The 26,935-nt window shown below is 69.6% G+C and carries 24 protein-coding genes; 8 read left to right on the forward strand and 16 right to left on the reverse strand.

Going from position 1 to position 26,935, the window contains the following annotated elements:
* From VXC91_RS27310 to VXC91_RS27375, 14 genes are all read right to left on the reverse strand, one after another.
* Positions 1–675: DnaB-like helicase N-terminal domain-containing protein (locus VXC91_RS27310; protein ID WP_329509990.1), on the reverse strand; the 675-nt coding region annotated here is incomplete at its 3' end.
* Complete coding sequence (locus tag VXC91_RS27315; protein ID WP_329509991.1) at positions 672–917, reverse strand: hypothetical protein; 246 nt, start codon at positions 915–917, stop codon at positions 672–674. The genes VXC91_RS27315 and VXC91_RS27310, both read right to left, overlap by 4 nt.
* A 559-nt stretch (positions 918–1,476) precedes the next feature.
* Positions 1,477–2,178 carry a hypothetical protein gene (locus tag VXC91_RS27320; RefSeq protein WP_329509992.1) on the reverse strand — a complete coding sequence of 234 codons (702 nt, stop codon included), beginning with the start codon at positions 2,176–2,178 and terminating at the stop codon, positions 1,477–1,479.
* Entirely contained in the window at positions 2,175–3,959 is a 1,785-nt protein-coding gene (locus VXC91_RS27325; RefSeq protein ID WP_329509993.1) for a type IV secretory system conjugative DNA transfer family protein, read from the reverse strand. The genes VXC91_RS27320 and VXC91_RS27325 overlap by 4 nt, the downstream gene beginning before the upstream one ends.
* Positions 3,960–4,064: 105 nt before the next feature.
* On the reverse strand, positions 4,065–5,276 hold the full coding sequence (locus VXC91_RS27330) for a hypothetical protein (protein ID WP_329509994.1): 1,212 nt from the start codon (positions 5,274–5,276) through the stop codon (positions 4,065–4,067).
* A 140-nt stretch (positions 5,277–5,416) separates the two neighbouring features.
* Positions 5,417–5,983 carry a hypothetical protein gene (locus VXC91_RS27335; protein WP_329509995.1) on the reverse strand — a complete coding sequence of 189 codons (567 nt, stop codon included), beginning with the start codon at positions 5,981–5,983 and terminating at the stop codon, positions 5,417–5,419.
* A 159-nt stretch (positions 5,984–6,142) separates the two neighbouring features.
* Entirely contained in the window at positions 6,143–6,646 is a 504-nt protein-coding gene (locus VXC91_RS27340) for a hypothetical protein (RefSeq protein WP_329509996.1), read from the reverse strand.
* Positions 6,647–6,660: 14 nt separating this feature from the next.
* Complete coding sequence (locus VXC91_RS27345) at positions 6,661–8,232, reverse strand: ATP-binding protein (protein WP_329509997.1); 1,572 nt, start codon at positions 8,230–8,232, stop codon at positions 6,661–6,663.
* A gap of 27 nt (positions 8,233–8,259) precedes the next feature.
* Complete coding sequence (locus tag VXC91_RS27350; protein WP_329509998.1) at positions 8,260–8,712, reverse strand: DUF6238 family protein; 453 nt, start codon at positions 8,710–8,712, stop codon at positions 8,260–8,262.
* Between the two features lie 34 nt (positions 8,713–8,746).
* Positions 8,747–10,219 carry an SCO6880 family protein gene (locus VXC91_RS27355; protein ID WP_329509999.1) on the reverse strand — a complete coding sequence of 491 codons (1,473 nt, stop codon included), beginning with the start codon at positions 10,217–10,219 and terminating at the stop codon, positions 8,747–8,749.
* A 141-nt stretch (positions 10,220–10,360) separates the two neighbouring features.
* Entirely contained in the window at positions 10,361–11,755 is a 1,395-nt protein-coding gene (locus tag VXC91_RS27360; protein ID WP_329510000.1) for an SCO6881 family protein, read from the reverse strand.
* Between the two features lie 27 nt (positions 11,756–11,782).
* Positions 11,783–12,472 carry a hypothetical protein gene (locus tag VXC91_RS27365; RefSeq protein WP_329510001.1) on the reverse strand — a complete coding sequence of 230 codons (690 nt, stop codon included), beginning with the start codon at positions 12,470–12,472 and terminating at the stop codon, positions 11,783–11,785.
* A complete protein-coding gene (locus tag VXC91_RS27370; RefSeq protein WP_329510002.1) occupies positions 12,472–12,780 on the reverse strand; it encodes a DUF6112 family protein in 309 nt (102 codons plus the stop codon). The genes VXC91_RS27365 and VXC91_RS27370 overlap by 1 nt, the downstream gene beginning before the upstream one ends.
* 85 nt (positions 12,781–12,865) lie before the next feature.
* Positions 12,866–14,011 (reverse strand): C40 family peptidase, encoded by a 1,146-nt coding sequence (locus tag VXC91_RS27375; RefSeq protein ID WP_329510003.1) that lies wholly within the window; start codon positions 14,009–14,011, stop codon positions 12,866–12,868.
* A gap of 579 nt (positions 14,012–14,590) precedes the next feature.
* On the opposite strand from VXC91_RS27375, the gene VXC91_RS27380 reads away from it, so the two are divergent.
* On the forward strand, positions 14,591–15,337 hold the full coding sequence (locus VXC91_RS27380) for a DNA-methyltransferase (RefSeq protein WP_329510004.1): 747 nt from the start codon (positions 14,591–14,593) through the stop codon (positions 15,335–15,337).
* Between the two features lie 306 nt (positions 15,338–15,643).
* Here VXC91_RS27380 and VXC91_RS27385 read toward each other — a convergent pair whose 3' ends face one another.
* Entirely contained in the window at positions 15,644–15,832 is a 189-nt protein-coding gene (locus tag VXC91_RS27385) for an AbrB/MazE/SpoVT family DNA-binding domain-containing protein (RefSeq protein WP_329510005.1), read from the reverse strand.
* Between the two features lie 210 nt (positions 15,833–16,042).
* On the opposite strand from VXC91_RS27385, the gene VXC91_RS27390 reads away from it, so the two are divergent.
* From VXC91_RS27390 to VXC91_RS27420, 7 genes are all read left to right on the forward strand, one after another.
* Complete coding sequence (locus VXC91_RS27390; protein WP_329510006.1) at positions 16,043–16,468, forward strand: very short patch repair endonuclease; 426 nt, start codon at positions 16,043–16,045, stop codon at positions 16,466–16,468.
* 231 nt (positions 16,469–16,699) lie between these two features.
* On the forward strand, positions 16,700–19,258 hold the full coding sequence (locus VXC91_RS27395; RefSeq protein WP_329510007.1) for a Z1 domain-containing protein: 2,559 nt from the start codon (positions 16,700–16,702) through the stop codon (positions 19,256–19,258).
* On the forward strand, positions 19,255–20,280 hold the full coding sequence (locus tag VXC91_RS27400; protein WP_329510008.1) for a PD-(D/E)XK motif protein: 1,026 nt from the start codon (positions 19,255–19,257) through the stop codon (positions 20,278–20,280). Before VXC91_RS27395 ends, VXC91_RS27400 begins: the two co-directional genes overlap by 4 nt.
* Complete coding sequence (locus tag VXC91_RS27405; protein WP_329510009.1) at positions 20,277–22,274, forward strand: hypothetical protein; 1,998 nt, start codon at positions 20,277–20,279, stop codon at positions 22,272–22,274. The genes VXC91_RS27400 and VXC91_RS27405 overlap by 4 nt, the downstream gene beginning before the upstream one ends.
* On the forward strand, positions 22,271–23,167 hold the full coding sequence (locus VXC91_RS27410) for a hypothetical protein (protein ID WP_329510010.1): 897 nt from the start codon (positions 22,271–22,273) through the stop codon (positions 23,165–23,167). Before VXC91_RS27405 ends, VXC91_RS27410 begins: the two co-directional genes overlap by 4 nt.
* Positions 23,167–25,011 (forward strand): DNA cytosine methyltransferase, encoded by a 1,845-nt coding sequence (locus tag VXC91_RS27415; RefSeq protein WP_329510011.1) that lies wholly within the window; start codon positions 23,167–23,169, stop codon positions 25,009–25,011. The genes VXC91_RS27410 and VXC91_RS27415 overlap by 1 nt, the downstream gene beginning before the upstream one ends.
* Before the next feature lie 153 nt (positions 25,012–25,164).
* Complete coding sequence (locus VXC91_RS27420; RefSeq protein ID WP_329510012.1) at positions 25,165–26,319, forward strand: DNA cytosine methyltransferase; 1,155 nt, start codon at positions 25,165–25,167, stop codon at positions 26,317–26,319.
* A 288-nt stretch (positions 26,320–26,607) separates the two neighbouring features.
* Here the strand turns inward: VXC91_RS27420 and VXC91_RS27425 are convergent.
* The coding region (locus VXC91_RS27425; RefSeq protein WP_329510013.1) for a transposase family protein at positions 26,608–26,935 on the reverse strand (328 nt) is incomplete at its 5' end.

Below are 26,935 nucleotides of genomic sequence, written 5' to 3' on the forward strand. Positions count from 1 at the left end.
GCAGCGGTAGAGCTGGCCGTGGGCGGGGTCGGCGAAGTCGCCGGGGCGCAGCCAGCCGACGACTTCGTCCATCGCCTTCGGCTGCTCGACCAGGACCGCCAGCAGGAACTGCTCGTCCTCGGCGACCTGGTCCGCTCGTACCGGCGGCGGCGCGACGGGAGCTGTGGGGGGCGGTGTCGCCGGGGCGACCGGGCGCGGTTCGGACCCCCAGCGGAGCGCGAGGTCTTCGAGCACCCTGGCCAGGACGTCCGCCTGGTGCAGCGCTCCTTCCACCTCACCTTGGAGGGCGTCGGCGTGGGCTGCCTGGTGGAGACGGATCGCGTGCGCGGTCACCCTGCGGTGGAACGCTCCCTCCAGCACCATCCGGCCGTAGACCGGGGCGTGCTCGGGTCGCGGGCAGGCCGAAATCAGGATGTGGGGATACACGGCGGTCAGCCCTCGGACATGGTTGCTGGCCTCGGCGACGGCGTCCGTCACCCAGGACAGTGGCACGCGTTCTCCGGTCGCCACGGCGGGATGGCTCTCGGTCCGGAGCTTGCGCAAGGCGGCGAACAGCGCCTGGTGGATGGGCCGGTAGAAGTGATCGGGCGCGAGCCAGTCCAGGTGCGCGAGCTGGCCGGGGTCGAGCAGCACCGAGCCGAGCACCGCCTGCTCGGCACTCAGCAGCGGGTTCATCGCTGTCGCCCGGGGCGGGGAGTCGGCGGGTCGTCCTGCTGCGAGCGGAGATCGGCGACGGCTTGGTCGGCGGCGGTCATCGCGTCGGCGAAGCGGTCCAGCTCGCCGGTGAACGTCGGATCGGTGGCGAGGATCGATCCGGAACCGGTGACCAGCCACCACTGGCCACCGCGTCGGACGACCGGTGACCGGGCGAGGCGTTGGGAACGCGCCAGAGGAGGGGACGGAGTGCGGGAGGACACGAGGGGACTCCTGAGCAGGTAAAGGGGAGGGCAGGCCGTGAGGTCGACGTCGGCCTGGACGGGGGTGCCGGAGCGGCAGGACCAGGGCGAGCAGCCGTCCGGATCGCCGTTCTCCAGTTCGGCGTCCCGCGAGCGCGTCGAAGATGTCGCCCTGACGTCCGGACCACTCGTGGGCGCTGACCCGGCCGATCGGTGCCTGGTCCAGAGGCCGGCGACTGCGGTGCAGATACGCCTGGCCGAGCAGCGGCGTGCCCTCCGTCAGCGGCGACGGCCGCCGTCGAAAGCCGTCTGCGCGGACGCCGGGAGGGACGACGTGGTGGCGGGTGCAGTGTGGGGCGGTGGGGTGTCGTGGTGCGTGTGGTGGCGGCTCGGACTCGTGGGGAGGTGTCGTCGGTGTGCTGGATGGCGTTGGCGGTGTCGGTGAAGCGGCGCCAGGCGTAGTCGGAGCGGTCCAGGCCGGGGCCCGGGCGACGAGGGCTTCGGCGAGGGCGGCGACGTCGTTCTCGGGTGCGGTGCCGCGTGCGAGGAGGGGGCCGGCGGGGGACCACAGGTCGATGCGTCATTCGTCGCCGAGCCGGACGGCGGTGACGAAGCCGTCGTCGGGTGCCGGCTGGTAGGTCCACATACGGGCGTGGACTGTCCAGCCGGGTCCGGCGAAGGCGGGTGGGGCGGGCTCGGGCAGCGGTTCGGGTGTGCCGACCTCGAACAGGTCGAGCAGCGGTCCGTCGTTGAGAGCCGCGTCCATGAGCCGCAGCGCGTCGTCCGTGGAGACGTCCTGGCGTCCCTTGAGCGCGGCGAGGACGGTGCGCAGAGTGCTGAGGTGTTCCCGGGCGTCGCCGGGGTCGAGCCGGTCCTCGGCGGGCCCGTCCTGGCGTAGCCAGTGCCGCACCGACGCCGCCTGGGACCGCAGCGATTCGATGTCCCTGGCGGAGAGCCGTTCCGGTAGGTGTTCGACGCAGTGGACCAACTGCCAGTAGGGCTTGAGGTGTTCGTTGACGACGTGGCGGGCGATGCGGTCGATCTGGGGGCGGAAGCCGGCCACGGCCCCGGCGCGGACCTGGTCGTCGTGGTGGCGTAGATCGGTGAGCAGGCGCATGTAGGCGTCGCGGGTGTCGATCCGGTCGCGGACGGCGGACTCGTAGGCCCGGTTGAGGAGTTCCAGATCCGACAGTTCCTGCGCTCCGGACTCGGGGTGGTGGGCTGCTTCGCGCCGGAGGGCGGCGACGCGGTCGGCGGCGGGGACGTTCCAGACCCCGCTCATGCCGCACGCCCGAAGCCGGAGTTGTTCGCCTTCGCGAGTGCGCGGTCGGTGATGGTGGCCGTGGCGGCGGCGGAGGCAGGTGCGATGGTCTTCGCCGACGGCTCCTTGTACCAGGGCTTGAGGTCGAGCAGCGCGATGCGTAGGCCGGTGGCCAGGAGGAGTGCCTTGCCCTTGGGCAGTGCACGGATCGCGTCGGGGGCGAGGATCCGCTCGGTGCGCATGGACACGGACGTCGACTTGCCGCTGTCGGAGCGGGAGACGGAGACGGTCCGTACCTCGTGCTCCCCGATCGCGCGGCTCAGCTTGTCGGCGAAGTCGATGTCGTCGATGCCGGAGCCGACAATCTTGACCGTGGCGGCGCTCCAAAGCGCGTCCATGCCGGCCTCGCCCCAGCACCGCTGGCCCTGCCGGTAGGACTGCAGGATCGTCATCGGGATCACGCCCCGTGAGCCCAGGTGGCTGTACAGGTCGGGGAGATCGGAGATCTTGCACACGTTGGCGGCCTCGTCGAGGACGCACAGGGCGGGCGGGTCGAGCCGCCCGCCGGAGCGCTCGGCGACGACCACGGCCGCGCGCATCACCGCGTCGGCCGCCGCCGCGATGATCGCCGAAGCCGAGCCGCCGCCGTCCTTGCTGAGCAGGTACAACGTGTCGCGGGAGGTGGCGAACGCCGAGGGCTTGAACTCGGGAAGGTGCTTGTTGGGGGTGACCCAGGCGGCGACGTCCGGGTCGAGCAGGCAGCTCGCGTACTGCCGCGCGGTCTCATAGATGCCGTCCCGCGTTTCTGTGGCCCCGCTGACGGTTCCCTGGAGCTGGGCGGCGACCGCCTCGTGGCCGGCATCGGTGAGCAGGTCCACCGGAGTGCGGTCAGCGGGGGAGGCGAGCCAGGCCAGGACATCGGTGATCGGGCGCCGGTGGCTGGCGGCGGCCAGGAACAGCGCGCCCAGCGTGTTGCTCGCGGCGGTGGACCAGAAGTCGGCACCGCTGGACTCGTCCACGCTGGCGGCGACGAAGTGTCCGGCCAAACGTTTCGCCCCGGCCAGGTCGCGGGCGTCTGCCAGGATGTCCCACCACATCTCGCGCGGGTGGTGGGCGATCTGCTGCGGGTCGAGCGTCCAGATCGTGCCGACCTTGGCGCGGGCGTCCACTGTCGCGGTGAAGGCGTCGTTCGCCGCCTTGTTCGAGGTCAGCAGTACCGGGCCGGGAGCGGCGAGGATCGCGGGGATCGCCAGCCCGGACGTCTTGCCGGAGCGCGGGGCCATGATCGCGACGATCACGTCCTCCCAGGAGGCGCGGACCTCGGCCCGGCCCGGGGAGTGCGTGCCGACGAGGATCCCGCGGTCCGCGGGAGCGACCTCCTTCGGTTTGAGACCGGACAGGCTCGGCCGCAGGCTCTTCGCCTTGGCGGCGATCTCCCTGTTCATCAGAGGGGCGAGATCCTGCTTGCGGACAAGGCCGTTCTTCGCACCGCCGCGCAGCCGCATCCACACAACCAGGCCGGTGATGGTGAGGCAGACGGAGAGCAGCCCGGGGACGAGCCGCGCGCCGACCAGCAGAGCGGTGGGGCTCAGGTGCGGCCACAGCGCGTCGGGGTGCAGCAGCGCGTTGGTGGCCTCGAACGGCGCCCAGGGGCCGCTGCCGACGAGAGCGTTGGTGAGGTTGCCGGTCAGCCAGGCGAGGGAGCCGAAGGCGATGCCGACGCCGAGGACGCCGAACAGGAGGTAGAGAAGCGCGTCGGAGCCGGTGGTGGCCGAGGGCGCGCTGGAACGCGGGGCGGGCATGGCGGGTCCAAGGAGGGAGAGCGGACAAGGCGAGGCGGGGCGCGCGGCGCTCTTCTGCTGGTCATCGGGGCAGCTCCTGTCGGGGCAGGGGACGGCAGTTGGAGGTCAAGCCGAGGTCATTGGGTGCGTGGCGACCGGGGCGGTAGGGCGCTGGTGGGTGGTTCGGATGCCGCGCCGGCGGAGGACACGGTCCGATGGATGGCGGCGTGCGGGGATGAGGCGCGGGCGGCTCGCTGCCAGCCCGCTTCCGGGCTCTGGGCGGCGGACGGTTGGGTATCCGCGACCGCGTCGTCGCCGAGGACGTCGCTGAGCAGTTCCCTGGTCCGCAGGGCAGGCACCTCGTCGCGGTACCTGGGGTCGCTGAGTTCCGCAGGGCACGCGGCGATCATGTCCTCGGCGACCTCCAGCTCCTCTTGGACGTCCCGCAGCATGCGGGTGGCGGCGGCTGGCCGTGTCCACGTCTCGAAGGTCGGGTTGTGGTGCGGACCAGTCGGCCGTCGTGTTGAGGGACTCCACGACGCGCTGGTGAACGCCGTCACCGGGAGCGGTCAGCTCGCTCAGTGCGGCGACGACCTCGCGCGTGTGCGCCGCCGACCGGATGGACTGGGTCAGGTGGCCGAGTCGGTCGCCGAGGCTGAGCCCCTGATTGCCAGGGGGCGGCAGGCTGGGGTCGAGGAGGCTGGGATCGCACGAGACGTTGAAGCCCTCGGCCTGAAGCATGTCGAAGGCCCGGGTCACCATCTGTCGCTGCTCGACCGGGTCGGTCATGGCGGAGGGCAGCCGGTGGAAGCGCTCTCGGAACAGCACGACGGGGACGAAGCCCGCACGGTGGAGCACCGCGTCGGCGCTGCTCTCCTGGGCAGGTCGCCGCGGTTCCGGCCGGGGCGGCAGGCCGAGCTGGTCCAGGCGAGTGTCGATGGCGGCGAGCAGGCGGGGGATGCTGCCGCCATGTCGGGCGTGGGGACCGTCGGGCTCCGAGTCGTAGATCACTTCGTGGAGAGTGGAGTCGTCGGGATGCCCGCGCGTCACCAACCAGCTCCCCGGATACCCGGGTGGGTGGTCGGTGGGCGGTTCCTGGGGCGGAGCGATGATCAGGGCGCTGCCGTCGGGAAGTTCGGCGTGGACGATGTAGTCGCTGAGGCCGTACTCGACGGTGCAGGACAGTCCACGTTGCCGAAGCGGCATGGTCAGGTGGCCGTACGGGTGGTCATGCTCCGACGTGCCAGCGGCGGCTTCCTGGATGAAGGGTTCGCTGGCGCGCGCCGTGATGCGTGTGCCCTCGCGTTGGAGGGTGACCAGGGTCTGATCGGGGCGCATGTGGGCTTCTCCGTAGCTGGCCGTCCCCAGCGGTCGACGGCGGGAAGCCGCAGCCGGGCGGGGACTGTAGGGGTGGTGGCGTGCGTTGAGGATCCGGCGATCGGACGGTTTGGCCTCGCCGGAGGTCGGTGCCAGAGGCGTCAGCGCGAGCGGCGCACGGCAGGGGGGTCGGACGCCGCCGAGGCGGGCGGCGAAGCGGTAGAGGCACCGCGCTGGCCGGAGGCGGATCGGGCCAGGGCCGCCTGGACCCGCCCGGTGTGCGCGGACTGGTCGACACCGATCCGGTCGGTCAGGTGATCGGCAGCCCTGGCCAATGCCGCTCCGCTGTAGCTGAGTTCGTCGGCGTAGTGCCAGCCTTCGGAGTTGCGGATCTCGCGGGCTCGTTCCTCGTAGAGCTCCCGCGACCCGGGCATGGAGCCCTCCATGAGCGCGATGACCTGATCCCACTCGCGGCGGATCTCGCCCGCTCGCTCCAGTACGGAGTCGATCCCGCGCAGGCGCAGCAGGTCGGCGCTGATCGTGCCGTCAACGTAGTCGGCCGGTTGCGCGGCGGCCAGGACACTGGCGAGGACTTCGGGGCCGTGGGCCAGGAAGGCTCGACGTGCTTCCAGGCGGCGGCGTCCCGGGCCACCTTGCCGTCGGCGTACCCGGTTTCGTCGACGGGCCAGCCGTCCTCGTCGCAGTACGAGTCGGAGACCGCCTCCCACTGGTCCGAAGCCTGCCTGATGCCGTCAGCGGCGGAGGCCAGGGCCTGGACACGTACCCGCCATGCCGCCCGCTCGCCAGCATCTTGCGGCTGGCAGTCAGGGGTGGCAGAGGAGTCGGGAGAGGTAAGCATGGTCGTTACTCGTTTCTGTACGGGTGCGTCACCGCGAACGCGGCAGCGAGCGCATGACGGATGGTGGGACCGGAGCCGGAGCGTCGCTCTGCTGGCCGGGGGAAGTTCCCTGGGCCGACGCTGCTGGCGAGAGGCGGGCCGCTGCTGCCGCTTGGTGCGAGCGGGAGCGGATCTCGTGGTCGACGTTCTCCGCGACGAGATGCAGCTCCTCGCCGAGGTCGGTCAGCCGGGAGGCGATGGCGTCCAACTCGGACGCGCTGCTTCGGGCGCCGTGGGTGCGACACCACTGGGAGGCGGTTTCGAGTATCTGGTGCAGGCGGGCCACCGCGCCGAAGTCCTCCGTGACGGCCTCGTGGAGCAGGTCGGTGAATTCCTCGGTTCGGGCTGTGGCGAGGCGGTCGTTCCAGGCAGTGGCCGGTGCGCCGCTGTCCGGACTCGCGGCCGGGCCGATCGTTGGTTGGCGCTGGAGCGGGGCGGCGTCCTCGACAGCACCGAACTGGAGACCAGGGACGAGCCCGGACCGTGAACCCACGACCTCACGGGGGCTTACTGCCGCGCCCCCTTGCGCAGCGTAGGAATTGAGGGATCGTCAGTTGTGGTGAACTCGCGGGGGTCTGCATGCATCCGGGCGTCCGTGTCGAACAGCTCGCGCTCGGCCGGATGCAGGATGTGCTGGGTGATGAAGCTCCGACCTGCGACTTTCCACAGGCCCCGGCCCTTGGTCAGGGCGGACACGGCCTGGGTTTCGATACCGGTCAGGCCGAGCAGCGACGCGGCGGCGGCGAGCTGGTCGGGCTCCTGGCGGTAGATGATGCGGGTGGAGCAGTCGGCGAGGAGGCCCTCGGCCAGTACCCGGCCGCGTGAGCCGGCGTCGCCCGCGCTCAGCAGATCGCTGAGGCGGTGGATGACCATCAGGTTGGCGATGCCGAGCCCTCGGCTGAGCTTCCACTGGCTCTGCATGCGCTCCAGGAGGCCGACGTGCCTCATCACGCGCCATGCCTCGTCGTAGATCACCCAGCGTCGGCCGCCGTCCGGGTCGGCGAGCGCGGACTCCATCCAGGCGCTCGCGCAGGTCATCGCGAGGACCAGCGCGGTGTCGTCGCCCGAGCCGCCGAGGCGGGAGAGGTCGATGGACAGCATCGGGGTGGTCGGGTCGAAGGCCACGGTCGAGGGCGCGTCGAACATGCCGCTCAAGTCGCCGTGCACCAGACGGCGCAGGGCGTGCGCGAGGTCCTGCGCGGCGGGCCCCATGTGCCCGGCCTGGTCGCCGAGGGCCCGGTCGAGGCGCTCGGGCGAGCCGAGGGTGTGCGCGATCTCGCCGAGCAGGGGCACGGTGCCGCCTGCCTCGGCTTCGGTGACGACCAGGTCCAGCGCGAGATCGAGGGCCGTGTGTTCCATCGGCTGGAGATCGCGCTTCAGTACGGTGCGCGCGAGGCCGGCCAGGAGCAGGAGACGGCGCTTGCGGACCTCGGTCGACCAGTCGTCCTCGCTCACCGAGGCGGGCCGGGCCGGGGCATCCAGGGGGTTCAGCCTGCCCGGAAGCCCCGGGCCCAGCGCGATGCTGTAGCCGCCGAGAGCCTGCGCGACGGCCGTCCACTCGCCCTTGGGGTCGCAGGGCACGTAGACCCGGTAACCGTGGGCGATTGCCCGGGTAGCGATGGACTTGGCCAGCGCGGACTTGCCCATGCCGATGATCCCCGCCAGGACGGCGTTGGGGTTGGTGAAGCCTTCGATCCGGCCGCTGCTGTACAGCGAGAACGGGTCGTAGCAGAACGCGGCCTCCGCGTGGACGTCGCGGCCGATGAAGATGCCCTCCGCGCCCAGGCCGCCCTCTGCGAGGAAGGGATAGGCCCCGGACACGGTGGCGGTGGTCATCCGGTGGGCGGGCAGGCTGAGCTTGCCGCCGCGTGCCGAGGAGGAGCCGGGGCGACCGGACGGCGGATAGGTCGGCCGCAGCTCCGGGTCGAGGGCCTCCTTGTCGCGGCGCCTGGGCGTGGCTTCGGCGAGGCGGGCCTGGCGCCGGGCCTCGGCGAAACCGGCGCGGGCGGCGCGCTGATCGGCCCGCGATGCCTTGCGGGGGACGAACAGGTGGGAGGCGCTGGCGCGGGTGCGGGGCATGAACGGTTCTCCAGACGGGAGGCAGGGTCAGTGGCGGACGAGGCCGGTGAACGGGGCGTGGAGGTCGGCCGGGGTGGTGCGGCGACGGACCAGGTGCGCGGCGGCTTGGTGGCGCTGGCAGATGGTCAGCTCCGGTGCGCCTTCTGGCTGGCCGGCCTGGCACGCTTCGCGGTCGGGGACCTCGCCGGAGCCGGGTTGGGGGGCCGCGTGGTAGGCGGCGTGGACGTGGTCGGCGGCCTGCCAGATCCGGGTGCGGGCGGCGCTGAGCTGGTCGCCCTCGATCGGCACGAGCCGGCCTGTGCGGGCGGCATGGGCATCGAGCAGGCCGTGCAGCGAGACGAGGTGGGCGTGCAGGGCGTCCAGCTCGGCGCGGGTGGTGACGAGGGGACCGCCCGGAATGTTGAGCGCGCGGTGGAAGTCGAGCGCGGCGGTGGCGAAGGGCACGAAGTCCCGCGCGGTCGGGCTGGCGGTGCGGGACATGGGGGCGCTCTTTCGGAAGGGAGGAGGGCCGGCATCAGGCGGCGAGGGCGAGCGGCATGGCGGCGGCGGTGAACGCTTCGGCCTGCTGCCAGGTGAGCGGCCTGAGGTCGAGCTGGGCGCCGACCGCCGCGGTCTCCACGACCGCGCAGGCGGAACGAAGCTCCTCCTCGGAGTCGGCCGAGACGGTCAGCAGGCCGGTCAGGGCGACATCCGCGTGGCCCGCGATGAGCTGGCGCTCCCGGGACTTGATGTCCTGGTACTCGATGGAGTCCGCTTCGGAGTCGACCTGGCCGCGCCGCGCCCGCTCGGCGGCGTCCGCGATCACGCTGGCCTTCTTACGCTGGACATCACGCAGGGCGGCGTCCAGCCCCTTCGGCTCGTACGACAGCGACAGGGTCCGCCGCACCCCGGCGGTGAACAGCAGCTGGTGCAGGAAGCCAGCCGACGTCTCTGTGCGGGGCCAGTTCTCCACCCAGTACGTGCAGTGGACGGCGGAGTCGGTCGCGATGTGGTCCGACTTCTCGACGACCACGACCGGGCCCGCGGCGGCGGCGTCGGCCTCGGGGCGCCCGGAGGAGGACCAACGGTCCAGTGCGGCAAGTGCCTTGGGGTCGTATGCCGTTCGTACGACTGCCGCGATCTCGCGGGCGGTGAGCCAGCCGGTGGGGTTGAGCCCGGCGGTGCGCGCGGCCTGGTCGAAGGTCGAGGTCAACTGCGCCAGGACGCTGAAGGATCCGGTCAGACCGCCTCCGGCCTGGTTGATCAGGCGTCGCGCGGCCTTGGCGTCCAGCGAGACCGCGACGTACGCCTCGTGCGGAGCCGCAGCCGGGCCCGCGCTCTGGATTAGCTCGCCGTAGATTGCGCCGGCCACCGGGGCGTCGGGCCGGCCGTGCTCTTCCCAGTACCGGCGAAGGGCGTCGCCGGAGTCCGGCACGGTGCGCTCGATCACCTGGATCCGGGCGACCTGGCCGGTGCGGGCCAGTGCGGCCAGCGCACGGCCCCAGCCGTTGACGTTGGCGTTCTGGGTTCCCGGGTCGAGCAGCGCGTAGGCGCGGGAGGACACCTTGGCGACGGCGGTCAGCGTGCCGGTGTGGGGGTTGTGGACGGCGCCGTACCGGCGGTCGGGTGCGGTGACCACGCGCAGGCTGGCGGCGGTCCCGGGCAGGTGGAGGAGTCCTTCGTGGACCGGGCGGTGCGAGGGTCGGACGAGCCAGATCAACTGGCCCCGCATCCGGCGGAGCACGTACCGGGTGACGATCGGAGCCCAGTCGGCCAGGGCCCGGCCTCGGTAGCGGACGAAGACGAGCAGGGCGATGGCAGCCCACAGCGGGATGAGTTCGAGAGCGCCGACCACGCCACGGGCGAGGATCACCGCGAGCAGGAGCAGACCGGTGAGGCTCATGACGATCAATTGCGGGGCCGTGAGGCCGAGCAGGATGCCGCGCCTGCTGCGGTGCGGGAACTTCACTGTGGCCGGGGTGACTTCGGCCTGGGGGTTGTCAGACATGGCGGTTCCAGACAGTGGGAGCAGGAGGGAAGAGGCGGAAGACGCGGCGCTCTTCTGGAGGTCATCGCAGGACTCCGTCTCGGCCGGTCGGGGGAAGGGGCGGACTGGAGGGATGCAGCCCGCCCCCTGGGTGGTGGTGGGTCAGGACCCGGACGGCGGCTGGTGGGGGTAGACCCAGCTCGTTGGAGTCGGGGAGCCTGTTGCCGAAGGACAGGTGGAGGACGGCGGCGGTGCTGCGGGACCAGCGGGCGACGCGGCACCTGCGCGGGTCAGGCTGCTGCCGGGAATCGACGCGCCAGCGGGCTGGGCGGCGGGATGAGCGCTCCCCTCCGAGTTTCCTGCTTCGGTGTCGGCAGGCCGTGTGATCAGTGCGGGGATGCCGGGGCGCTGGATCAGGGCGCGGCCCTTGTCGCCGGAGGCGTTCGGGTCCTCGCCGTACCGGAAGCGGGTCTGCGGCTTCGGAGGTCCGGCGTCGATGCCCTCCTTGCTGAGGCTGCCGCCGGTGGGGTTGATGCCGGAGGCGACACCGTCGCTTCCCGCGCCGGGGACCTTGCTCGGCCCCTGCGGAGCGGGAGTGCCGGTGCCGGCCTGCATCGCGAGGCTGCCCGCGGTCTTCGCGGCGCCTGCGGCGACCGCCATGCCGGCCACGCCGGTACGGTGCAGGTCGTCGTGTCCGCCGCCGTCGCCGGCCCAGTGGACGAACTTGTAGGTGGCGTACGGGCAGAGCAGGACCAGGACCATCACCACGATGCCGGCCATCGCGTCGGACAGGGCGGCCATTCCGTCCTTGGCGTCGGACTTGCCCATGGCCGAGACGCCGATCAGGAAGACCACGGTCATCAGCAGTTTCGACACGACCAGGGTGGCGGTGGCTTCGATCCAGCCGCGCCGCCAGCGTTTGGCGACCTCCCACCCGCCGCCGGATCCGGCGAAGACCGCGAGGGCGACCATGATCAGGACGCCGACCTTGCGGGCGACCATCACGCCCCAGTACAGGAACGCGCCGATCGCGCAGCCGAGGGCGACCAGGGCTGGGACGCCCCAGCCGAGGCCGTACATCGCCCCCAACTCGTTGACCTTGACGACGCGTCGGATCGCGTCGTCCACTGAGCTGTTGGCTGCTTGGAACAGCCCGTCGGACAGGGCGTCGACCACCGTGATGGCCACGGAGGTGAAGGCGACGGCGCAGAAGGAGAAGAGGACGCCGGTCATCGTGCCGATCGCGGCTTGAGCGAGGGCGCGTTCGTCCCGTCGCCAGGCCGCGAGCATCAACTGGATGCAGAACGTGCCGACGGTCAAGGCGAGACCGATGGGCAACAACAGCTCGTAGTTGTCCCGGAACCAGCCGGCGTTGAGATCGATGGCGGTGGTCTCGTTGACGGCCTTGGCGGCGAGGTCAGCAGCGCTGGCGGCCAGCTCACCCGCTGACTTCGCGATCCACGCCCCGATGCCGTCGGTGACGGTCCCGGCGGGGTTGGTGGCGAAGTCGACGGCGCCGCAGACCTTGTCCATCAGCGGAAAGTCGCAGACTCCCATGGCGATACCTCCTTTCTCGGGTGGGGGTCAGGGAGCGACAGCCGACAGGACACCGGCCAGGGCGCAGGGACGGGAGGGGCGGCACTGGACCGCGAGGGTGGTGACGCGGTTCTCGGCGCCGCCGTGCGGCGAGCCGTTCCAGGCGATCGACTGTTTGCCGGAGACCGTCACGGCGTAGATGTACGCGGTGGTGATCGCCCCGGGGTCCGCCTGGAGGGCCTGGGTGAACGAGTCCGGGAAGTGCGCCTCGTTCACGGTGGCGGTGGCGAACTGGCCGTTGGCGGCGATCTCCTTCCACAGCACCCGCGAGGGGACGAGCGCGTCGACCGAGGCGGTGTCGGCGTACTTGGGCTCGCTGGTCAGCCACTTGTGCAGGGCGGTCAGCAGCTCGTGCTGGGAGTAGGCGCGGGTGTCGTAGGACCACAGCGCTGCGGCTGCCGACTTACCGAACTTGATCGGATCGTGCGTGGACGGGGGAACGGGCAGGGCGCTGCGGCTCCCGTGCGGTGGTGACGAGGCGGAAGCAGAAGCGGTCGGGGCGGAGGATGAAGCCGAACTCACCTGCGGTGCAGGAGCCTTGGAGGAGATCCTGACGTCGCGGGTGAGGTAGGCGGCCAGGCCGGCGAGGGCGACGAGCACCACCAGGACAGCGGTGCCGAGCAGCGCCCGGCGGCGCACGCGAGAAGCGCCGCCGGGGTTCGTGGGACGGGGAGACATCAGCGGACCTGCGTCCCCAGCGTGCTGAAGAACGCCACCACACCGTTCGCGGCACCCAGCAGGAGGGCCGCGCCGGCGCTGACCAGCACGCCCTTCTTGCCGTTCGCCTCGGCCTGGTGACCGCCGGAGTGGTGGCCCCAGGCCCACACGCCCGCGCTGACGGCGAGCGCGCCGACCACGACGATGATCCCGAAGAGGTTGATCGAGCCCATTACCTGCTTGAGGACCGCCAGGCCCGGCAGCCCGCCCCCGTTCGGCTTGATCCCGGGGTCATAGGCGAGCTGGACGACTTTGTCGGCGAGATACATGGTTGTGAACTCCAGTTCGATTAAATGCAGGCCAAAGCCCGATGGACGAAGCCAGCGCAGGAAGGGGGAGGGAGAGAAGCGCCGGTCAGACGACTCGGCGGGCCGCGAGAATCTGCGGCTTCCAGGACGCGAGGGTCGCGAGGCGGACCACGTCGCCGGTGTGCGGGGCGTTCACGATCAACCCCTGGCCGACGACCATCCCGACGTGTTCCGGGACTTGGGCAGTCCCCTCGGTGAAGACGAGGTCACCGGGCTGGAGAGCGTCGACCGATACCGGCTTGCCCTCCTTGACCTGCGTGTACGTCGTCCGCGAAAGGGCGACCCCGGCGGCCTTGTACGACTGCTGCATCAGCGAGGAGCAGTCGCAGCGGCCCATGGGGTCGCTCCCGTGGGAGTCCGTGCAGCTCCCGCCCCACTGGTACGGGGTGCCGAGCTGGCCGAGCGCCCAGCGGATCGCCGTCTGGACCTTGGGTGGAGCGTCAGCCGGAATCTCGTATCCGGCCGGCACCGAGCCGGGCGGGATGGTTCCGAAGTCGGTGCCGTCCCCGTCGGCCGTACAGCTGCCCGCAGCACTCGGCGGAGCACTGGCCGTGCCGTCCGAGCCGGATGGCCAAGGGCTCGGCGACGTGCCGCCGGCCTTCGACAACAGCGGCTCGATCGCCTGCTGCAAGGCGGTGGCCAGAGGCTCCCACTTCGCGTAAGCCTCGGGGAAGCCGGACTTCTGCACCGCCTGGGCGGCCTGGGTGACGGACAGGGACTGCCAGCCCGAGACCTTCTCCAGCGCCTCGTAGAACCTCGTCGAGGCACGCACCGGGTCGAGGATCTCGTTCGCGGTGCCCCATGCCTGTGACGGCCGCTGCTGGAACAAGCCCAGTGAATCGCGGTCGCCGTAGGTCAGATTCCGCAGGCCGCTCTCCTGCAGGGCGGTCGCCAGGGCCACGATCTGGCCCCGGGCCGGGATGTTCATCGCGGTGCCGGTGGCCTGGATGGTCTTGGCGTTGGGAATCTGCTCGGCCGGGTCGTCCAGGTCCGGCACGGAGACCGTGCCCTTGCCGCCGCCGTCCAGGATCGCCTTCACTTGAGCAGCGACGGCCGAGGTATCCACAGCCTGTGTACCGCCGGCCGAGCAGGAGGCCGAAGCAGTGCTGACACCGATGGCGAGGATCGGAACGGCCAGCAGAAGTGGACCGGAGGCGAAGAGACCGACGACCGCTCCGGTGGTCTTCTTCATTGCCGCCGCCGTTCGCCGGGGCGGACAGCCCGGCTGGGCAACGGTGTTGGGTCAGGGCGTGGGCGTACCAGGATGTGCTGCATCGCAGCGGCTCCTCGCGGTTCGTAGGAGGCGCGGTGCCGACTTCTCGTGCAAAGCCGTCGGCACCGCGCCGATGTGAATCCGCCTCTCAGGGCGGGCCCGGGTCAGGGGAGTTGGTAGCTCCCGGACACCGGGTTCAGGCCATGCGCGGCAGTCAGCCGCGCTCGTAATCTCAGGTGGTGCACCGGGTCTCCTCACGGCTTCGGGAAGAGGCGGTCAACGTGCCTGCCGGGTCACGTCTTTGGACGCGACAACATGGATCAGCACAGGTCAGCAGGGGTGGAGCTGGGCTCCTCCTTGGTGACGTGGCGAGACAGTAGACCGGGATTCCGGCCGCACCAAACGGCCGTCGAACCTGGGCCCGGAGCACCGCCACGGGTCGTTAGGTGCGGCCGGAAATCGCGGCTACCCTCCGGCGCAACCCCGCTCCGAACGGCAGCTGTTGAGCGCCGTCCGTAACGGGCCCAGTCCCGTCGTGCCCTGAAAGAGGCCCCGCACATGAGCTACACGCTGCACCGAGGCGACGCCCTCACCGTGCTGAAGACCCTCCCGGACGAGAGCGTCAACGCCGTCATCACCGACCCCCCGTACAACTCCGGCGGACGCACCAGCTCGGACCGCACCGGCCGCACCGCCCGCGCCAAGTACGTCACGGCCGGATCGGCGCACGACCTGCAGAACTTCCCCGGCGAGAACCGCGACCAGCGCAGCTATCGAAGCTGGCTGACCGCGCTGCTCACCGAGGCCTACCGGGCCGCGACCGAGCACTCCGTCGCCATGGTCTTCTCCGACTGGCGCCAGGAGCCGACCACGTCCGACGCCCTGCAGATGGCGGGCTGGACCTGGAGCGGCACGATCCCCTGGATCAAGCCCGCCAGCCGGCCCCGCAAGGGCGGGTTCAGGCAGTCGGCCGAGTTCATCACCTGGGGCGTCAAGGGCAGCCTCGAAAAGGACCGTGACCTATACCTGCCCGGCCACTTCATCGCCTCCCAGCCCCGCAAGGACCGGGTGCACATCACTCAGAAGCCGGTCGAGATCATGCAGCAGCTCGTGCGGATCTGCCCCGAAGGCGGCACCGTCCTGGATCCCTTCACCGGCAGCGGTTCCACAGGCGTCGCCGCCTTGCGCGAGGGCCGGCAGTTCGTGGGGGTCGAGCTGTCCGCGCATTACGCCGATGTCGCTGAGGCGAGGCTCCGAGCGGAGCTGACCCAGGACGACTTCGTTCTGGCAGGACCGGAGGCATGAGTATGAGAGCGACCGGACCGGGACCAACGGACCGCAGACGGACAAGGGCGGCTGGTGCATCGAGAAGCTGATGCACCAACCGCCCTTCCTCTTGTGTCAGGCCACCTGGAATGGCCGCCGGATCGGCGACTCCGCGGCCACCTCGGAATGGGGGCCTGCAGGCGAGCTGGGACGACACCCGAAGTCGGCTGAACCGGCGGCCTACCGTCTCGGTCACTGTGGCCGGCCGCCACATCCCCGCTTTCGATGCTGCCCTCTGCTGGAGCAGCACTCGGGGCACTTGGCTGTCGGGACACCGGGCAGGGCCTACAGGGTGCCTCGCTCCAACAGGTCGCGCACCGCGTCCTCCTCGCGGCGGAGCACCAAGCGCCCGTCGCCCTCGCTGTAGGCGAGGATGCGGCTCCCAGGGTCGAGTCCGGCCTCGGCGAGAAGTCCGAGGGGGAGTGAGACTCGCCCGTCTGCGTCGATGGTCAGCTCTACGGGGGTTCGGGACACGCGTGCAGTCTCCCACAGGGCCACTGCTGCATGCCGCTGCTGTTCCGTGGGCGACAGCAGGGCCCGTTCGGTGGACCATTCATCCACCCGGTCACTGCCTGTCGACCACCGGGTAGCGTGTGGTCGCTGCCCGTCCGAAGATCGGGGGCAAATTCGGCGATCCGATCGACGCCGCAGTCCGATCACCTGCGAGTGCAGGAGACTGGTTGTATGCCGCCAATCGCATCGTCGGCCTCCGTTGCCGCGCGCATGAGCCGTCAGGCATCCCGCGACACCGCGCAGGAGCTGGCAGTACGTCGCCTGCTGCACGGCAGCGGGTTGCGGTACCGCGTGCACGTCCCTGTGCCCGGTATGCCCCGCCGGACGGTGGACATCCTGTTCGGCAGGGTGAGGATCGCCGTGTTCCTCGACGGCTGTTTCTGGCACGGCTGCCCGGATCATGCGACGAGTCCGCGAGCGAACGCGGAGTGGTGGCGCACCAAGCTCGACCGCAACATCGCCCGTGACCGTGAGACGACGGAACACCTGACTTCGGCAGGCTGGACGGTGCTGAGGTTCTGGGAGCACGAGGCGCCCGAGGGGATCGCTCAGCGGATCGCCGCCGAGGTCCGGGCAAGGCGGTCCGAACTGCGCTGACCCGTGGGGCATGCGGGCCGAAAATGCTCCAGCGGAGCGTGCGAGAGCAGATCGTGACCATGTTCTGCTCTCGGGCTCGGCGCGCGATGGCTAATGTGTTGGAATTGTGCGAGGGGGCGCGTTGTGCGTGCCTGGGGGTGGCCTTGCAGCCGGTGAGCCGCAATTCCGAGGCGGGCGCCCTCGATGGTCCGACTGTGTGCATCGAGTGGAAGCGGGGAACGGTCGACTGTGATGACCGATGATCTCGACGGAATGTACGACACGTTCAAGGCGCTCCTGGATGCGTTCCCCCCTTCGGAAGCGGTCAAGCGGCTGGAGCAGTTCGGCATCAGCCCGAGCATCGTGGAACAGATCCGGGAGCAGCATGAGCAGCAGACGATCCGGATCAGGGAGCTCGAGGAGCCGCACGCTGTTGTTCTGGACGGTCGCGACACCTGGTACACGGGGCCGCAGGCCAAGGACAAGTGCTGGCCTGCGATCGTGGACCTGCTGCGCAAGGACGGTTGGCCCGAGGAGCCGGCGATCCGGAGCCTCGACGACTCCTCCACCCGCGTCGTCTCGCTGCTGAACCACCCGAAGGAGAAAGCGTTCTCCACGCGTGGCCTGGTTGCCGGCTACGTCCAGTCGGGCAAGACGACCAACTTCACCTCGGTCATGGCCAAGGCGGCCGACCGCGGCTACAAGTTGTTCATCGTTATGGCAGGAATCCACAACGGGCTCAGGCGCCAGACCCAGGCTCGACTCGTGCAGCAGCTCGTGGAACCCAACCCCTCGCGGTGGTCCCAGCTCACCGGACTCGACAAGGACTTCACGCCGCAGGAGAACCCGGCTTCGTACTTCGGGCGGAGCAACCGGACGCACGTGCTGTGCGTGGTGAAGAAGAACGCGACGGTGCTGCGCAAGCTGGCCGGCTGGCTCGAGAAGGCGTCGGACTACCTCCAGGACTGTCCCGCACTGATCATCGACGACGAGGCCGACCAGGCCACTGTTGCGACGAGGTCGATCAACCCGCTCATTCTCGAGATCATGAGCCACTTGCCGAGGTCCGCTTATGTGGGATACACGGCCTCCCCCTTTGCGAATCTGTTGATCGACCCGAGCGCGCAGGATCTGTACCCCAAGGACTTCGTCGTCAATCTCCCGAAGCCTGCAGGGCACTTCGGCACCGAGGTGCTCTTCGGTCGCTACGCTCTCGACGGCGAGGACCCGGAGCAGGTGGACGACGGCTACGACATGATCCGGTCGGTACCCGAGGCCGACGTGCCGGCCGTGCGCCCCGAGACCAGGGCCGACGTTGAAGGCTTCGAACCTGTCATCACGGACACACTTCACAGGGCGGTCAGCTACTTCTGGCTGGTCACCGCGGCCCGACGGGTACGTGGGACAGGCAACCCGCACAACACGATGCTGATCCACACCAGCGTCAACACCGCTGTGCACAATAGTTTCAAGAAACCCCTGGAGCATCTGCGCGACCGGTTCATGCGGTCCTTGTCCTCGGCGGACGCCGACTTCCTCTCGCGGCTGCGCGATCTGTGGGACGAGGAGACCGGGCGCGTGCCGGCCGGAGACTTCGGCGAGACAAAGGTGCAGTTCGAAGAGCTGCTGCCGGAGCTGCCCGGGGTGCTCGACAGCTGCCGCATCATCATGGACAACTCCAGCAGCGAGGACCGCCTCGACTACGAGAACGGTCCGGTCGTGGCCGTCGCTGTGGGGGGCAACACCCTTTCGCGAGGGCTGACCCTCGAAGGTCTGTCGGTCAGCTATTTCGTCCGCTCCGTATCCGCATACGACACGCTGCTGCAGATGGGGCGTTGGTTCGGCTTCCGCAACGGTTACGCCGACCTGCCACGGATCTGGATGACGGACGAGCTGGCCGAGTGGTTCCGACACCTGGCCACGGTCGAGACCGAGATGCGTCGGGACATCGAGATCTACATGTCCGAGTCCGAGACCCCGCTGACCTTCGCCGTGCGCCTGCGCACGCACCCGGCGTTGCGCGTGACCGCTGCCGCCAAGATGCGCGACGCGGTCGTGGCGGCCTCGTCCTACGGCGGCAAGCGAGTCCAGACCCACTACTTCCACACGAACGCCGACTGGCTGAGCAACAACATCACCGCCGCACGCGATCTGGTCGCTTCCGCTGCCGCGAACGCGGTCAGGGCCGAGGAAAGGGCGGCCGAGGGGCGATACGTGTTCCGCAACGTGCCGCACGACATCGTGATCGACTTCCTGTCGAGCTACAAGTTCCACGAGAAGTCGCCGGAGAACGACGCGGACTTGATCATCCAGTACATCCGGAAGCGCGTCACGGCAGCCGAATCGTTGCGCCGATGGAACGTCGCGATCGTTGGCAACCCCAAGGGGGAGGACTTCACCTTCGCCCCTGGTGTGTGCGTCGGGCGGAACAACCGCGCCCGCCTCGAGCTGCCCAACCCCACCCCGGACTTCGTCGACATCAAGACCCTGATGAGCCGTCGGGACGCCGCCGTGGACCTGGCCGGGGAAGTGGGCAACTTGAATGAAAAGAGCATCATGGACGCGCGTCGGAAGCAACTCCCCGACACCGGCCTGCTGGTCCTCTACCCGATCGACAAGGTCTCCGAGCCGGGCCCCGAGAAGAAGTTGCGTGCACCCTTGAATGCGGAGGAGCACATCATCGGCGTCGGCCTGGTCTTCCCCGAACCCCGGCACGGGGACAGCACCGTGGAGAGCTACATCTCCGCCGACTTGTCCAGGGTTCGGATCGAGGACGAGGACTTCAGCCTCCTCGACGGCGAGGACGCATGAACGACGAGGAACTGCGCAGTCTCGTCGAGGAGCAGTGGACAGCGCTGGAGGCCGAGGCGGCCACAGGGGAACGGCGCCTGCGGGTTTGTAACCTGCCCGTCGACGTCGACAGCGGATCGTTGGCGTTGGCCGTGGACCACGAGGGGTACCGTCACGTCCTCCTTCCGATAGCCATGCACCGCAAGGTCCGCCATGGCCTGGACGGACCGGTGCTCCGCTTGCGCAAGCGCCCCCTCGAGGACGCCGAGACCTACCAGCACTACGCCGACCTCGCCTGCCTGCGGCACGACCTCGACGACCTCTTCATGGAACTGTGCGTCGATGTGCTCGCCGCGGCAAGGGAGTTGCCCGAAGACCCCGTCAAGGCGCTCTACCGTGTGCTCGACCGGTGGAAGGCCCTTTTCCGAACACAGGGCACGCCACTGGGACCCGAGGAACTCGCAGGGCTCTTCGGCGAGCTGACGGTACTCAATCGGCTGCTTCGCAAGGATCCGAGCGCCCACCGACTCTGGTACGGGCCGGAGGGGTACCGCCACGATTTCCTCGCCAGGACGCGTGCCGTCGAGGTGAAGACGACCACCAGCGGTGAAGGGCGAAGGCCACGGATCCACGGCCTCGACCAACTCGAGGCACCGGAGCACGGGACGCTCTGTCTGGCCTGGTTCCGCGTGCACCGCGTCGGCGCGAGCGGTGTCGGTATCGCTTTCTCGGAGGCGGTCGCAGAGGTACTTCGGCTCTGCGACGACGAGAGCGCGCTGCTCGACCTGCTCGCGCGGGCCGGCTACCACCCTGCTGATGCCGTCCACTACCAGGACGTGCGGTTCGCGATAGCCGAGGAGAGGTGGTACGTCGTCGACGCCCACTTTCCCGGGCTGACGACCCGGGCGCTCACTGCGGCAGGCGTCCCGGTGTCGGTACTGGACGTCGAGTACACCATCGACCTGTCCGGCGAGATCCCCGCTACCCTTCCGCCCGACCAGGTTTCCCGGATGATCGACAGCCTGATCCAGGAGTCCGTGTGACGGGGCCTCGCTGGTTCTCCCAGCCCTATCCGCCGGAAGGCGCGAGCGCGGCCGAGGGCATCCGCAACCAGCTCGGACGCCCCGAGCTCGACCTGCTCACCATCCTGGTGCGCGAGTCCGCACAGAACAGCTGGGACGCCCGACTCACGCCGTCACCAGGCCCGGTCGAGTACCGCTTGGACATGTGGACGGTCGGCCCGGCCCACGCCGCCGCCTGGCGCGAATCGCTCCTCGAGGGCGCACCCGCGGGGCCGGAGCACTTTCCGCTCCGCGAGACGCTCAAGCGGGGCCCGGTCCGGGTCCTTGCTGTCTCCGACCGAGGCACCCGAGGACTCGGAGGGCCCACCCGCGCGGACAACGCCGTCGGCCCCGACCGCGACTTCGTGTCCTTCATCCGCAACATCGGTGAACCGCGCGACACCGCGCTGGGCGGCGGCACCTACGGTTTCGGCAAGGGCATCTTCTACCTTCTGTCCAGGCCCGGAACGATCCTCGTGCACTCCCGCTGTCGGACCCCGCAGGGCGGCCACGAGACCCGGCTCATCGGCTGCACCCTCTGGAAGAGCCACGTTGCCGCTGAGCCGCAGGGCGATCGCCGCTACACCGGCCGCCACTGGTGGGGCGACACCTCCGGAAACGTCGTCGAACCCTTGGTCGGCCGGCAGGCGGAGACCACAGCGCGGCATCTGGGACTCAGGCCCTTCGGACCCGACGAGACCGGGACGACGATCGTCGTCGTCGACCCGAACCTGGACGAACTTGAGCCCGCCGTGGCAGCCGACTACCTGGCCGAGACCATCGCCTGGCATCTCTGGCCCAAGATGATCTCCACCGACGACAAGCCACCCGCCATGCGCTTCACGGTCACCTGTGACGGCATCGAACACCACGTGCCGGACCCCAGGGAGACCCGGCCGCTCAACATGTTCGTCGCGGCCTACGAGACGATGACCGGGCCGGCCGGCAGCGACCTTCAGTGCTTCAGGCCGAAGCGCCATCTCGGGCGCCTCGGACTGGTCAAGCGGATCATGACGCCGCTGGAACCGACCCGCGCCTCGCGGATGCTCGACATCGAGGACCTTGTCCATCACGTGTGTCTGATGCGCCCCGCGGAACTCGTCGTCACCTACCGGCCCGGACCGAAGCCGCCGAGCGCCAACCAGGGCTTCGCCGGAGTCTTCCGCGCGGACGAGGCCATGGACGAGATCTACGCCAAGGCTGAGCCGCCCACGCACGACGCCTGGCACCCCCAGTCGCTCGACAGGCCGGAGAGCACCTTCGTGCACACGACGTTCCGGCGCATCGACGAGGCGTTGGAAGGCCTGCTCTCGCTCGGGGGTGTCGCCCGCCCCGGCGCCAGCCACGTCGCGCTCGGCGCGGCCAGCTCCATGTTCTCCGGTCTCGTGGGTGGAGCCTGGGGAACCGGTGGGGCCACCGCCTACGCCAAGCCCGGCAGCACTGCCGTACGTGCCCGCACGCAGGACCCCGACGACGAGCGCGAGAGCGCACGCGGCACCTCGGGCCGTCCCACGCCGAACGAAGCACCCGGTTCCGATCGGACCGCCGGCGCCGGAGCCGCCAGGTCCGGTGATTCCGTCGCCGAACAGCACACGTTCGCCGACGACCGGACGAACGTTGCCGCCGCCACGACACGTCGACGGCCGCGCGTCCAGTACGTCGGAGAGCCGTATTACGACGACCGGGGCGACGACACAGTGCTCGTCCAGGAGTTCCGGCTTCCCGTCCCCGGACCCCAGCGAGTCCGGATCGGCCTCGCCGTAACACTTCCCGGCGCCAACGGCCGTGAGATGGACCCACCCATGGGCGCGAGCATGCCCACTCTCGTCGGTTGGGAGGACGATGCCGGTGAACTCCACACGACCGAGTCGTGCGAGATCGAGGGCGGGGACTCCCTCTGGCGCGCCCTCGTACGTCCGGCACCGGACACCATGACCGAGATCGACATCAAGGTCGAGGGGGTGAGGAGCCAGTGACACGGCGCGTACTTCCGTACCGCACCCCGTCCGAGGACGTCGTCACCGCCGATCCGTGGCTGCTCGTGATCGAGGACGGCGAGGTCGCCATGCCCGAGGCCCTGCCGGACTGGGACTACCACATGGACCTGCACCTGCGCAGGACCGTCCGCGTCGACCTCGACCGGGCCCGCGTGCAGTCCGGCCTGCCAACGGACGCGGCGCTCGCCCTTGCCGTTGTGTGGACGGCCACCGGATCCAACCTCGGCGGGCCGGCGAACCACGCACGCTTGGCCGGCGGTGGCACGATCACCACGGAATTCGACGTCCTACTGCGCGGAGCCGACCTGGGCGGCCTCCTCCTCGTCGACACTGCTCTCGTCCTGGCGGAGCGCCGCCGTGACGCCCGCCCCTCCTCACCCCGTCGGGCAGGCTCCGTGCTGTGGAGCGACCGGGAGTCACTGCGCCTCCAGGGCGACGCACCCCAGTTCCCTATGGCCCTGATCGACTTCGCCCGGACCTCCTTCCCCGACCGCGCGGCCTGGCACCTGCAGATCAGCGGCGGCCTGGACAGCGCCACGATGGGATCCCTGCTCCTTCTCGTCAACGAGCGGAACACGGTCACCGCCACCGCATTCGAGAACGCTGCCAAGCCCCGTGCGATCGACCGCCTCGTGCTCTCCGCGGTGTACGCGGACGCCGCCCGGATCATGATCGAACACGCCCTCGGCCACGACGACTTCACCGAGGACGCCGACTTCCCCGACGGATCGCTCGGCGCCACCCTGCTGAGCCTCTTCCACCAGCTCTTCGCGGGACAGTCGATCAACGACATTCGACTGCGCCAACGTAATTCACCCTCTCTGTTCGCCTCCGATCTGCAGGCAGCGGTCGAGCTCTTCGAGGTGTCCTGATGAGCTTCCTCTACCCTCGGCTGCTCACCGAGCAGGCCAGACCACTCTTCGAGGAATACCGGCACCTGACCGTCGCCGAGCTTGCCGGTCAAGTGGCCGTCTCCCACGAATCGGCGGTCTACGTGGCCACCGGCGGCGACCGGATCTCCGCCCAGCAGCTCCGAGAACTGCGAGCCGGCGTCGTCGACCTCGCCGAACGCGCAGGATTCCCCGACGACTCCGACCGCGCCAGCAACGCCGAGTTCGACCTCCAGGTCGCCGCTCTGCTGCATGCCGAGATGGGCATGGTTCCCGCCGAGGCCGCCTCCCGCGACGTCTGGGCCTTCCTCGCAATCGTCCTGCTCCCGGACGTCGCCTTCTGGCGCTACCCCCAACCCCCCAAGGACCGCATCCTCGGCACCGATCTCACCCGCCACGTCTTCGGCCGACTTTGGTGGCGCGCCCAGCTCGTACGGTCCTCCGCCGGCCCGGAGCCCTACAGTGCCCTGAAGATTCTCGGCGAGGCCGCCTTCGACCAGATCTACGCACGGCGAGCTGCCCTCGGTGGCAGCCCCCACCTCGTCCGGGCCATCCTCCGCGTCTGGAAAGACCTCGACCTCACCGGACTCAACGAACGCGAGACCCTCCGCGACTTCCTCAAACGGCTGCTCCGCCTTGCCCCCTTCGTGCTCTTCGACAGCATCGAGGAGGACGCCCTCGACGACGAACTGCGCGTGGTCGCGCAGGAATCTGTCGACGCCCAACGTCTCGCCGCAGCGCCCGACGGAGACCAGAGCGCCTTGGTCGGGCACGGAACGACCCGCACGGCTGTCCCGCGCCAACTGCCAACGCCCGAGCGGCGGGAGGCGCAACCAGCCACACCTCAGGCTGCTCCAGCGGCACCGCCCGACGCGCAGCGGTTCACATCGTTCGAGATCTGTGCCGGTGCAGGAGCGCAGGCCCTGGGGCTCGAGCGGGCCGGCTTCGACCCGGTACTGCTCATCGACAGCAAGGCCGATGCCTGCTTCACCATCGATCTCAACCGGGCGGGATGGGACGTCGTCTGCATGGACATCGTGCGGTTCCGGCCCGACATGCGTCCGGAGACGTTCGCCGTCGACCTCCTCAGCGGTGGGCTTCCACGTGTGAACTCCATGGCGACCGTCGCTCGCGCCGAGGACACGGAGGAGCGCAGGGTCCTCAGGGCCGCGATAGCCCTGGCCCGCGACATCAAGCCCAAGGCCGTACTGTTGGAGAACGTCCCCGACCTGGTCGAGAGCCCAGGCTTCGACGCCGACCGCTCATGGATCGAGGCCGAGCTCCGGGAAGAGGGCTTCCGCTCGGCCTGGAAGGTCCTGAACGCGGCGGACTTCGGCGTACCCCAGAACCGCAGGAGCGGCTTCCTCGTCGCCCTCCAGGAACCCTACTTCTCCCGCTTCTCCTGGCCCGAGCCCGACAAGCTGCCGCCTCCGACCGTCGGCCAGGTCCTCGGCCCTTCCATGTCCGCAAACGGCTGGACCGGTGCAGAACGCTGGATCAAGAGCGCCGACCGCATAGCCCCCGCTCTTGTCGGAGGTTCCGATCGTCGCGGTGGGGCCGATCTCGGCCCCACCGGCAGCAAGAGGGCCTGGGCAGCACTCGGTGTGAACGGCAACAGCCTGGGCGACGCCCCGCCGGATATCGATTTCCCCGCCGACGGGCACCCGAAGCTCACCGTGGACCAGGCCGCGCTGATCCAGGCATTCCCGGACAACTGGCGATTGTTCGGTGGCAAGACCTCCAGGTACCGTCAGGTCGGTCACGCCATGCCCCCGCCCTTGGCCGCTGCAGTCGGACAGGTCATCGCAGTGGCGCTGCGCAGCTAGTGGCTGTCCGGCCCCGGGCGTCTCGTGCGGTTGTCGTCGAACACGGGCATCATCAGCCGCGCCGCCGGCTACCATGGGGGCCGTTCAATGCCCGTGACCTGGGGAGCAGCGAGTACGCTGACCTGCTCCCTCCTCGCCCCGCAAGGATTGCGTGTGTCCGACACCTTCAAGATCGTCGATCTCTTCGCCGGCCCGGGCGGATTCGACGTGGCCGCTCGAAACCTGGGCGTAGAGGTCGTCGAGGGGATCGAATGGGACGAGGACGCGTGTGCCACTCGCCGTGCCGCGGATCTGCCCACATGCCGCGGGGACGTGCGGGAGTTCGGACCGGAGGACTATTCCGAGGCGAACGTGCTCGTCGGTGGTCCGCCCTGCCAGACATTCACGGTAGCCGGCAACGGTGAGGGGCGCGCCGCGTTGCACGACGTGTCGAAGTTTGCCGAGCGGTACGCCGACGTCAAGATCGTCGAGGACTTCGCATCGATCGGTGAGGAGCTGAAGCACCTCAGTGACGAGCGCACTGGTTTGGTGCTCGAGCCCCTACGGTGGGCACTTGAGGCGCTGCTCAGGGGTAAGCAGCCTTACCAGGCAATCGTCCTCGAGCAGGTTCCGGCCGTACTGCCGGTGTGGAAGGTGTTCGCGGGCATTCTCTCGGACAAGGGCTACAAGGTCGCAGAACCCGAGGTACTACGGACCGAGCAGTACGGAGTGCCACAGACGCGCCGCAGAGCGATCATGATCGCGCGTTGGGCCGGCGCGGGAGCGTTGTTGGAAGAGGAGCCGAATTTGCCCGCGCCCACCCACCGGCGCTACAGCGGAAGCATGCCCCGTGACGCAGGCGATCCGACGCTCGAGAAATGGGTCACGATGGACACGGTGCTGGCCCGTCGAGGCCCGTTCGAGGTGGTGTCCAACTACGGCACAGGGGGAGATCCGAAGGCCCGGGGGCGGCGACGTCATGATCAGCCCTCGGCCACGGTCACCGGCAAGGGCTCGCGGAACAAACTGGTATGGGGCGAGCACAAGCTCGGCGAGTTCGACTTGGCCGAGCTGGGACAGCTGCAGACCTTTCCGGCGGACTACCCCTGGCGTCGCCGCAACGGCGACGACGCGAATGCTCCCGGCTCGCGCAGCGTCATCGCGCAGCAGATTGGCAACGCCGTTCCACCGCGTTTCGGCATGCACGTTCTCGCCGCCGCGCTGGGCCTGGACGCCGAACTCGCGAGCGTGTTGGAGCGTCCTCTGACCTGGCGTCGGCCTGGGGACCGAGTAGTTCGTTGCCCGACGACTGAACCAGGGACTCGGTGAGGAGACTCTCGAAGGAGGGGACCAGTGCGTTCGCGGGTTTCGCATCGGTACTTCCGCTCTTGGCGCCGTTCGTCCCGCTTGACTGGGGGACCACGGGGTCGGGCGCAGCTTGCATGATCCCGGCGCGCAACGCGGGTAAATCGCGTACCGCGTCTGGGGGGCACGGCCTGGTACACGCGAACGTACAGCGCGTCGTACTCCACGGTGCCGGGGCCAGCACATATCCAGCCGCCGAAGCAGGATGCAATGAGTCTTTCCCGGTAATGGATCATGACGTTGGGTGATCGTTCAGATGGTTCGGTCGTACTCGAGCTGGAGCAGGACGAGGGCCGCGGCGGCGATCTGGGTGATGCGGCTGGGATCCAGACTGACCCGCCGCAGCGCCTTGAAAGTGGTCTTGAGCAGGGAGTTGGCCCGTTCGCACACGCCGTGGACGCCTCGGATGACCTTGTTGTAGGTCTGCTGGGCCTCGGTGAGCTCGCCGCCCGCGGGCTTCTTGACCGGGTGGCGGAAGCCGTCTCCGGCGTTCTCGTACCCGAGGTCGACCAGGGTCGGCACGCCCAGCTCCGCCGCGACACGATTGAGCGCGTCGAGCAGGCCGTGATGGCGGGCGCAT

The sequence above is a fragment of the Streptomyces chiangmaiensis genome, from assembly GCF_036281785.1.
Taxonomy (GTDB): domain Bacteria; phylum Actinomycetota; class Actinomycetes; order Streptomycetales; family Streptomycetaceae; genus Streptomyces; species Streptomyces chiangmaiensis.

What these genes read in the sequence shown, in the direction of transcription:
- VXC91_RS27320 (WP_329509992.1), bottom strand. Translation starts at nt 2,178, where the DNA reads ATGAGCGGGGTCTGGAACGTCCCCGCCGCCGACCGCGTCGCCGCCCTC.
- VXC91_RS27325 (WP_329509993.1), bottom strand. Translation starts at nt 3,959, where the DNA reads ATGCCCGCCCCGCGTTCCAGCGCGCCCTCGGCCACCACCGGCTCCGAC.
- VXC91_RS27330 (WP_329509994.1), bottom strand. Translation starts at nt 5,276, where the DNA reads ATGCGCCCCGATCAGACCCTGGTCACCCTCCAACGCGAGGGCACACGC.
- VXC91_RS27345 (WP_329509997.1), bottom strand. Translation starts at nt 8,232, where the DNA reads ATGCCCCGCACCCGCGCCAGCGCCTCCCACCTGTTCGTCCCCCGCAAG.
- VXC91_RS27350 (WP_329509998.1), bottom strand. Translation starts at nt 8,712, where the DNA reads ATGTCCCGCACCGCCAGCCCGACCGCGCGGGACTTCGTGCCCTTCGCC.
- VXC91_RS27355 (WP_329509999.1), bottom strand. Translation starts at nt 10,219, where the DNA reads ATGTCTGACAACCCCCAGGCCGAAGTCACCCCGGCCACAGTGAAGTTC.
- VXC91_RS27360 (WP_329510000.1), bottom strand. Translation starts at nt 11,755, where the DNA reads ATGGGAGTCTGCGACTTTCCGCTGATGGACAAGGTCTGCGGCGCCGTC.
- VXC91_RS27365 (WP_329510001.1), bottom strand. Translation starts at nt 12,472, where the DNA reads ATGTCTCCCCGTCCCACGAACCCCGGCGGCGCTTCTCGCGTGCGCCGC.
- VXC91_RS27370 (WP_329510002.1), bottom strand. Translation starts at nt 12,780, where the DNA reads ATGTATCTCGCCGACAAAGTCGTCCAGCTCGCCTATGACCCCGGGATC.
- VXC91_RS27375 (WP_329510003.1), bottom strand. Translation starts at nt 14,011, where the DNA reads ATGAAGAAGACCACCGGAGCGGTCGTCGGTCTCTTCGCCTCCGGTCCA.
- VXC91_RS27380 (WP_329510004.1), top strand. Translation starts at nt 14,591, where the DNA reads ATGAGCTACACGCTGCACCGAGGCGACGCCCTCACCGTGCTGAAGACC.
- VXC91_RS27390 (WP_329510006.1), top strand. Translation starts at nt 16,043, where the DNA reads ATGCCGCCAATCGCATCGTCGGCCTCCGTTGCCGCGCGCATGAGCCGT.
- VXC91_RS27395 (WP_329510007.1), top strand. Translation starts at nt 16,700, where the DNA reads ATGACCGATGATCTCGACGGAATGTACGACACGTTCAAGGCGCTCCTG.
- VXC91_RS27400 (WP_329510008.1), top strand. Translation starts at nt 19,255, where the DNA reads ATGAACGACGAGGAACTGCGCAGTCTCGTCGAGGAGCAGTGGACAGCG.
- VXC91_RS27415 (WP_329510011.1), top strand. Translation starts at nt 23,167, where the DNA reads ATGAGCTTCCTCTACCCTCGGCTGCTCACCGAGCAGGCCAGACCACTC.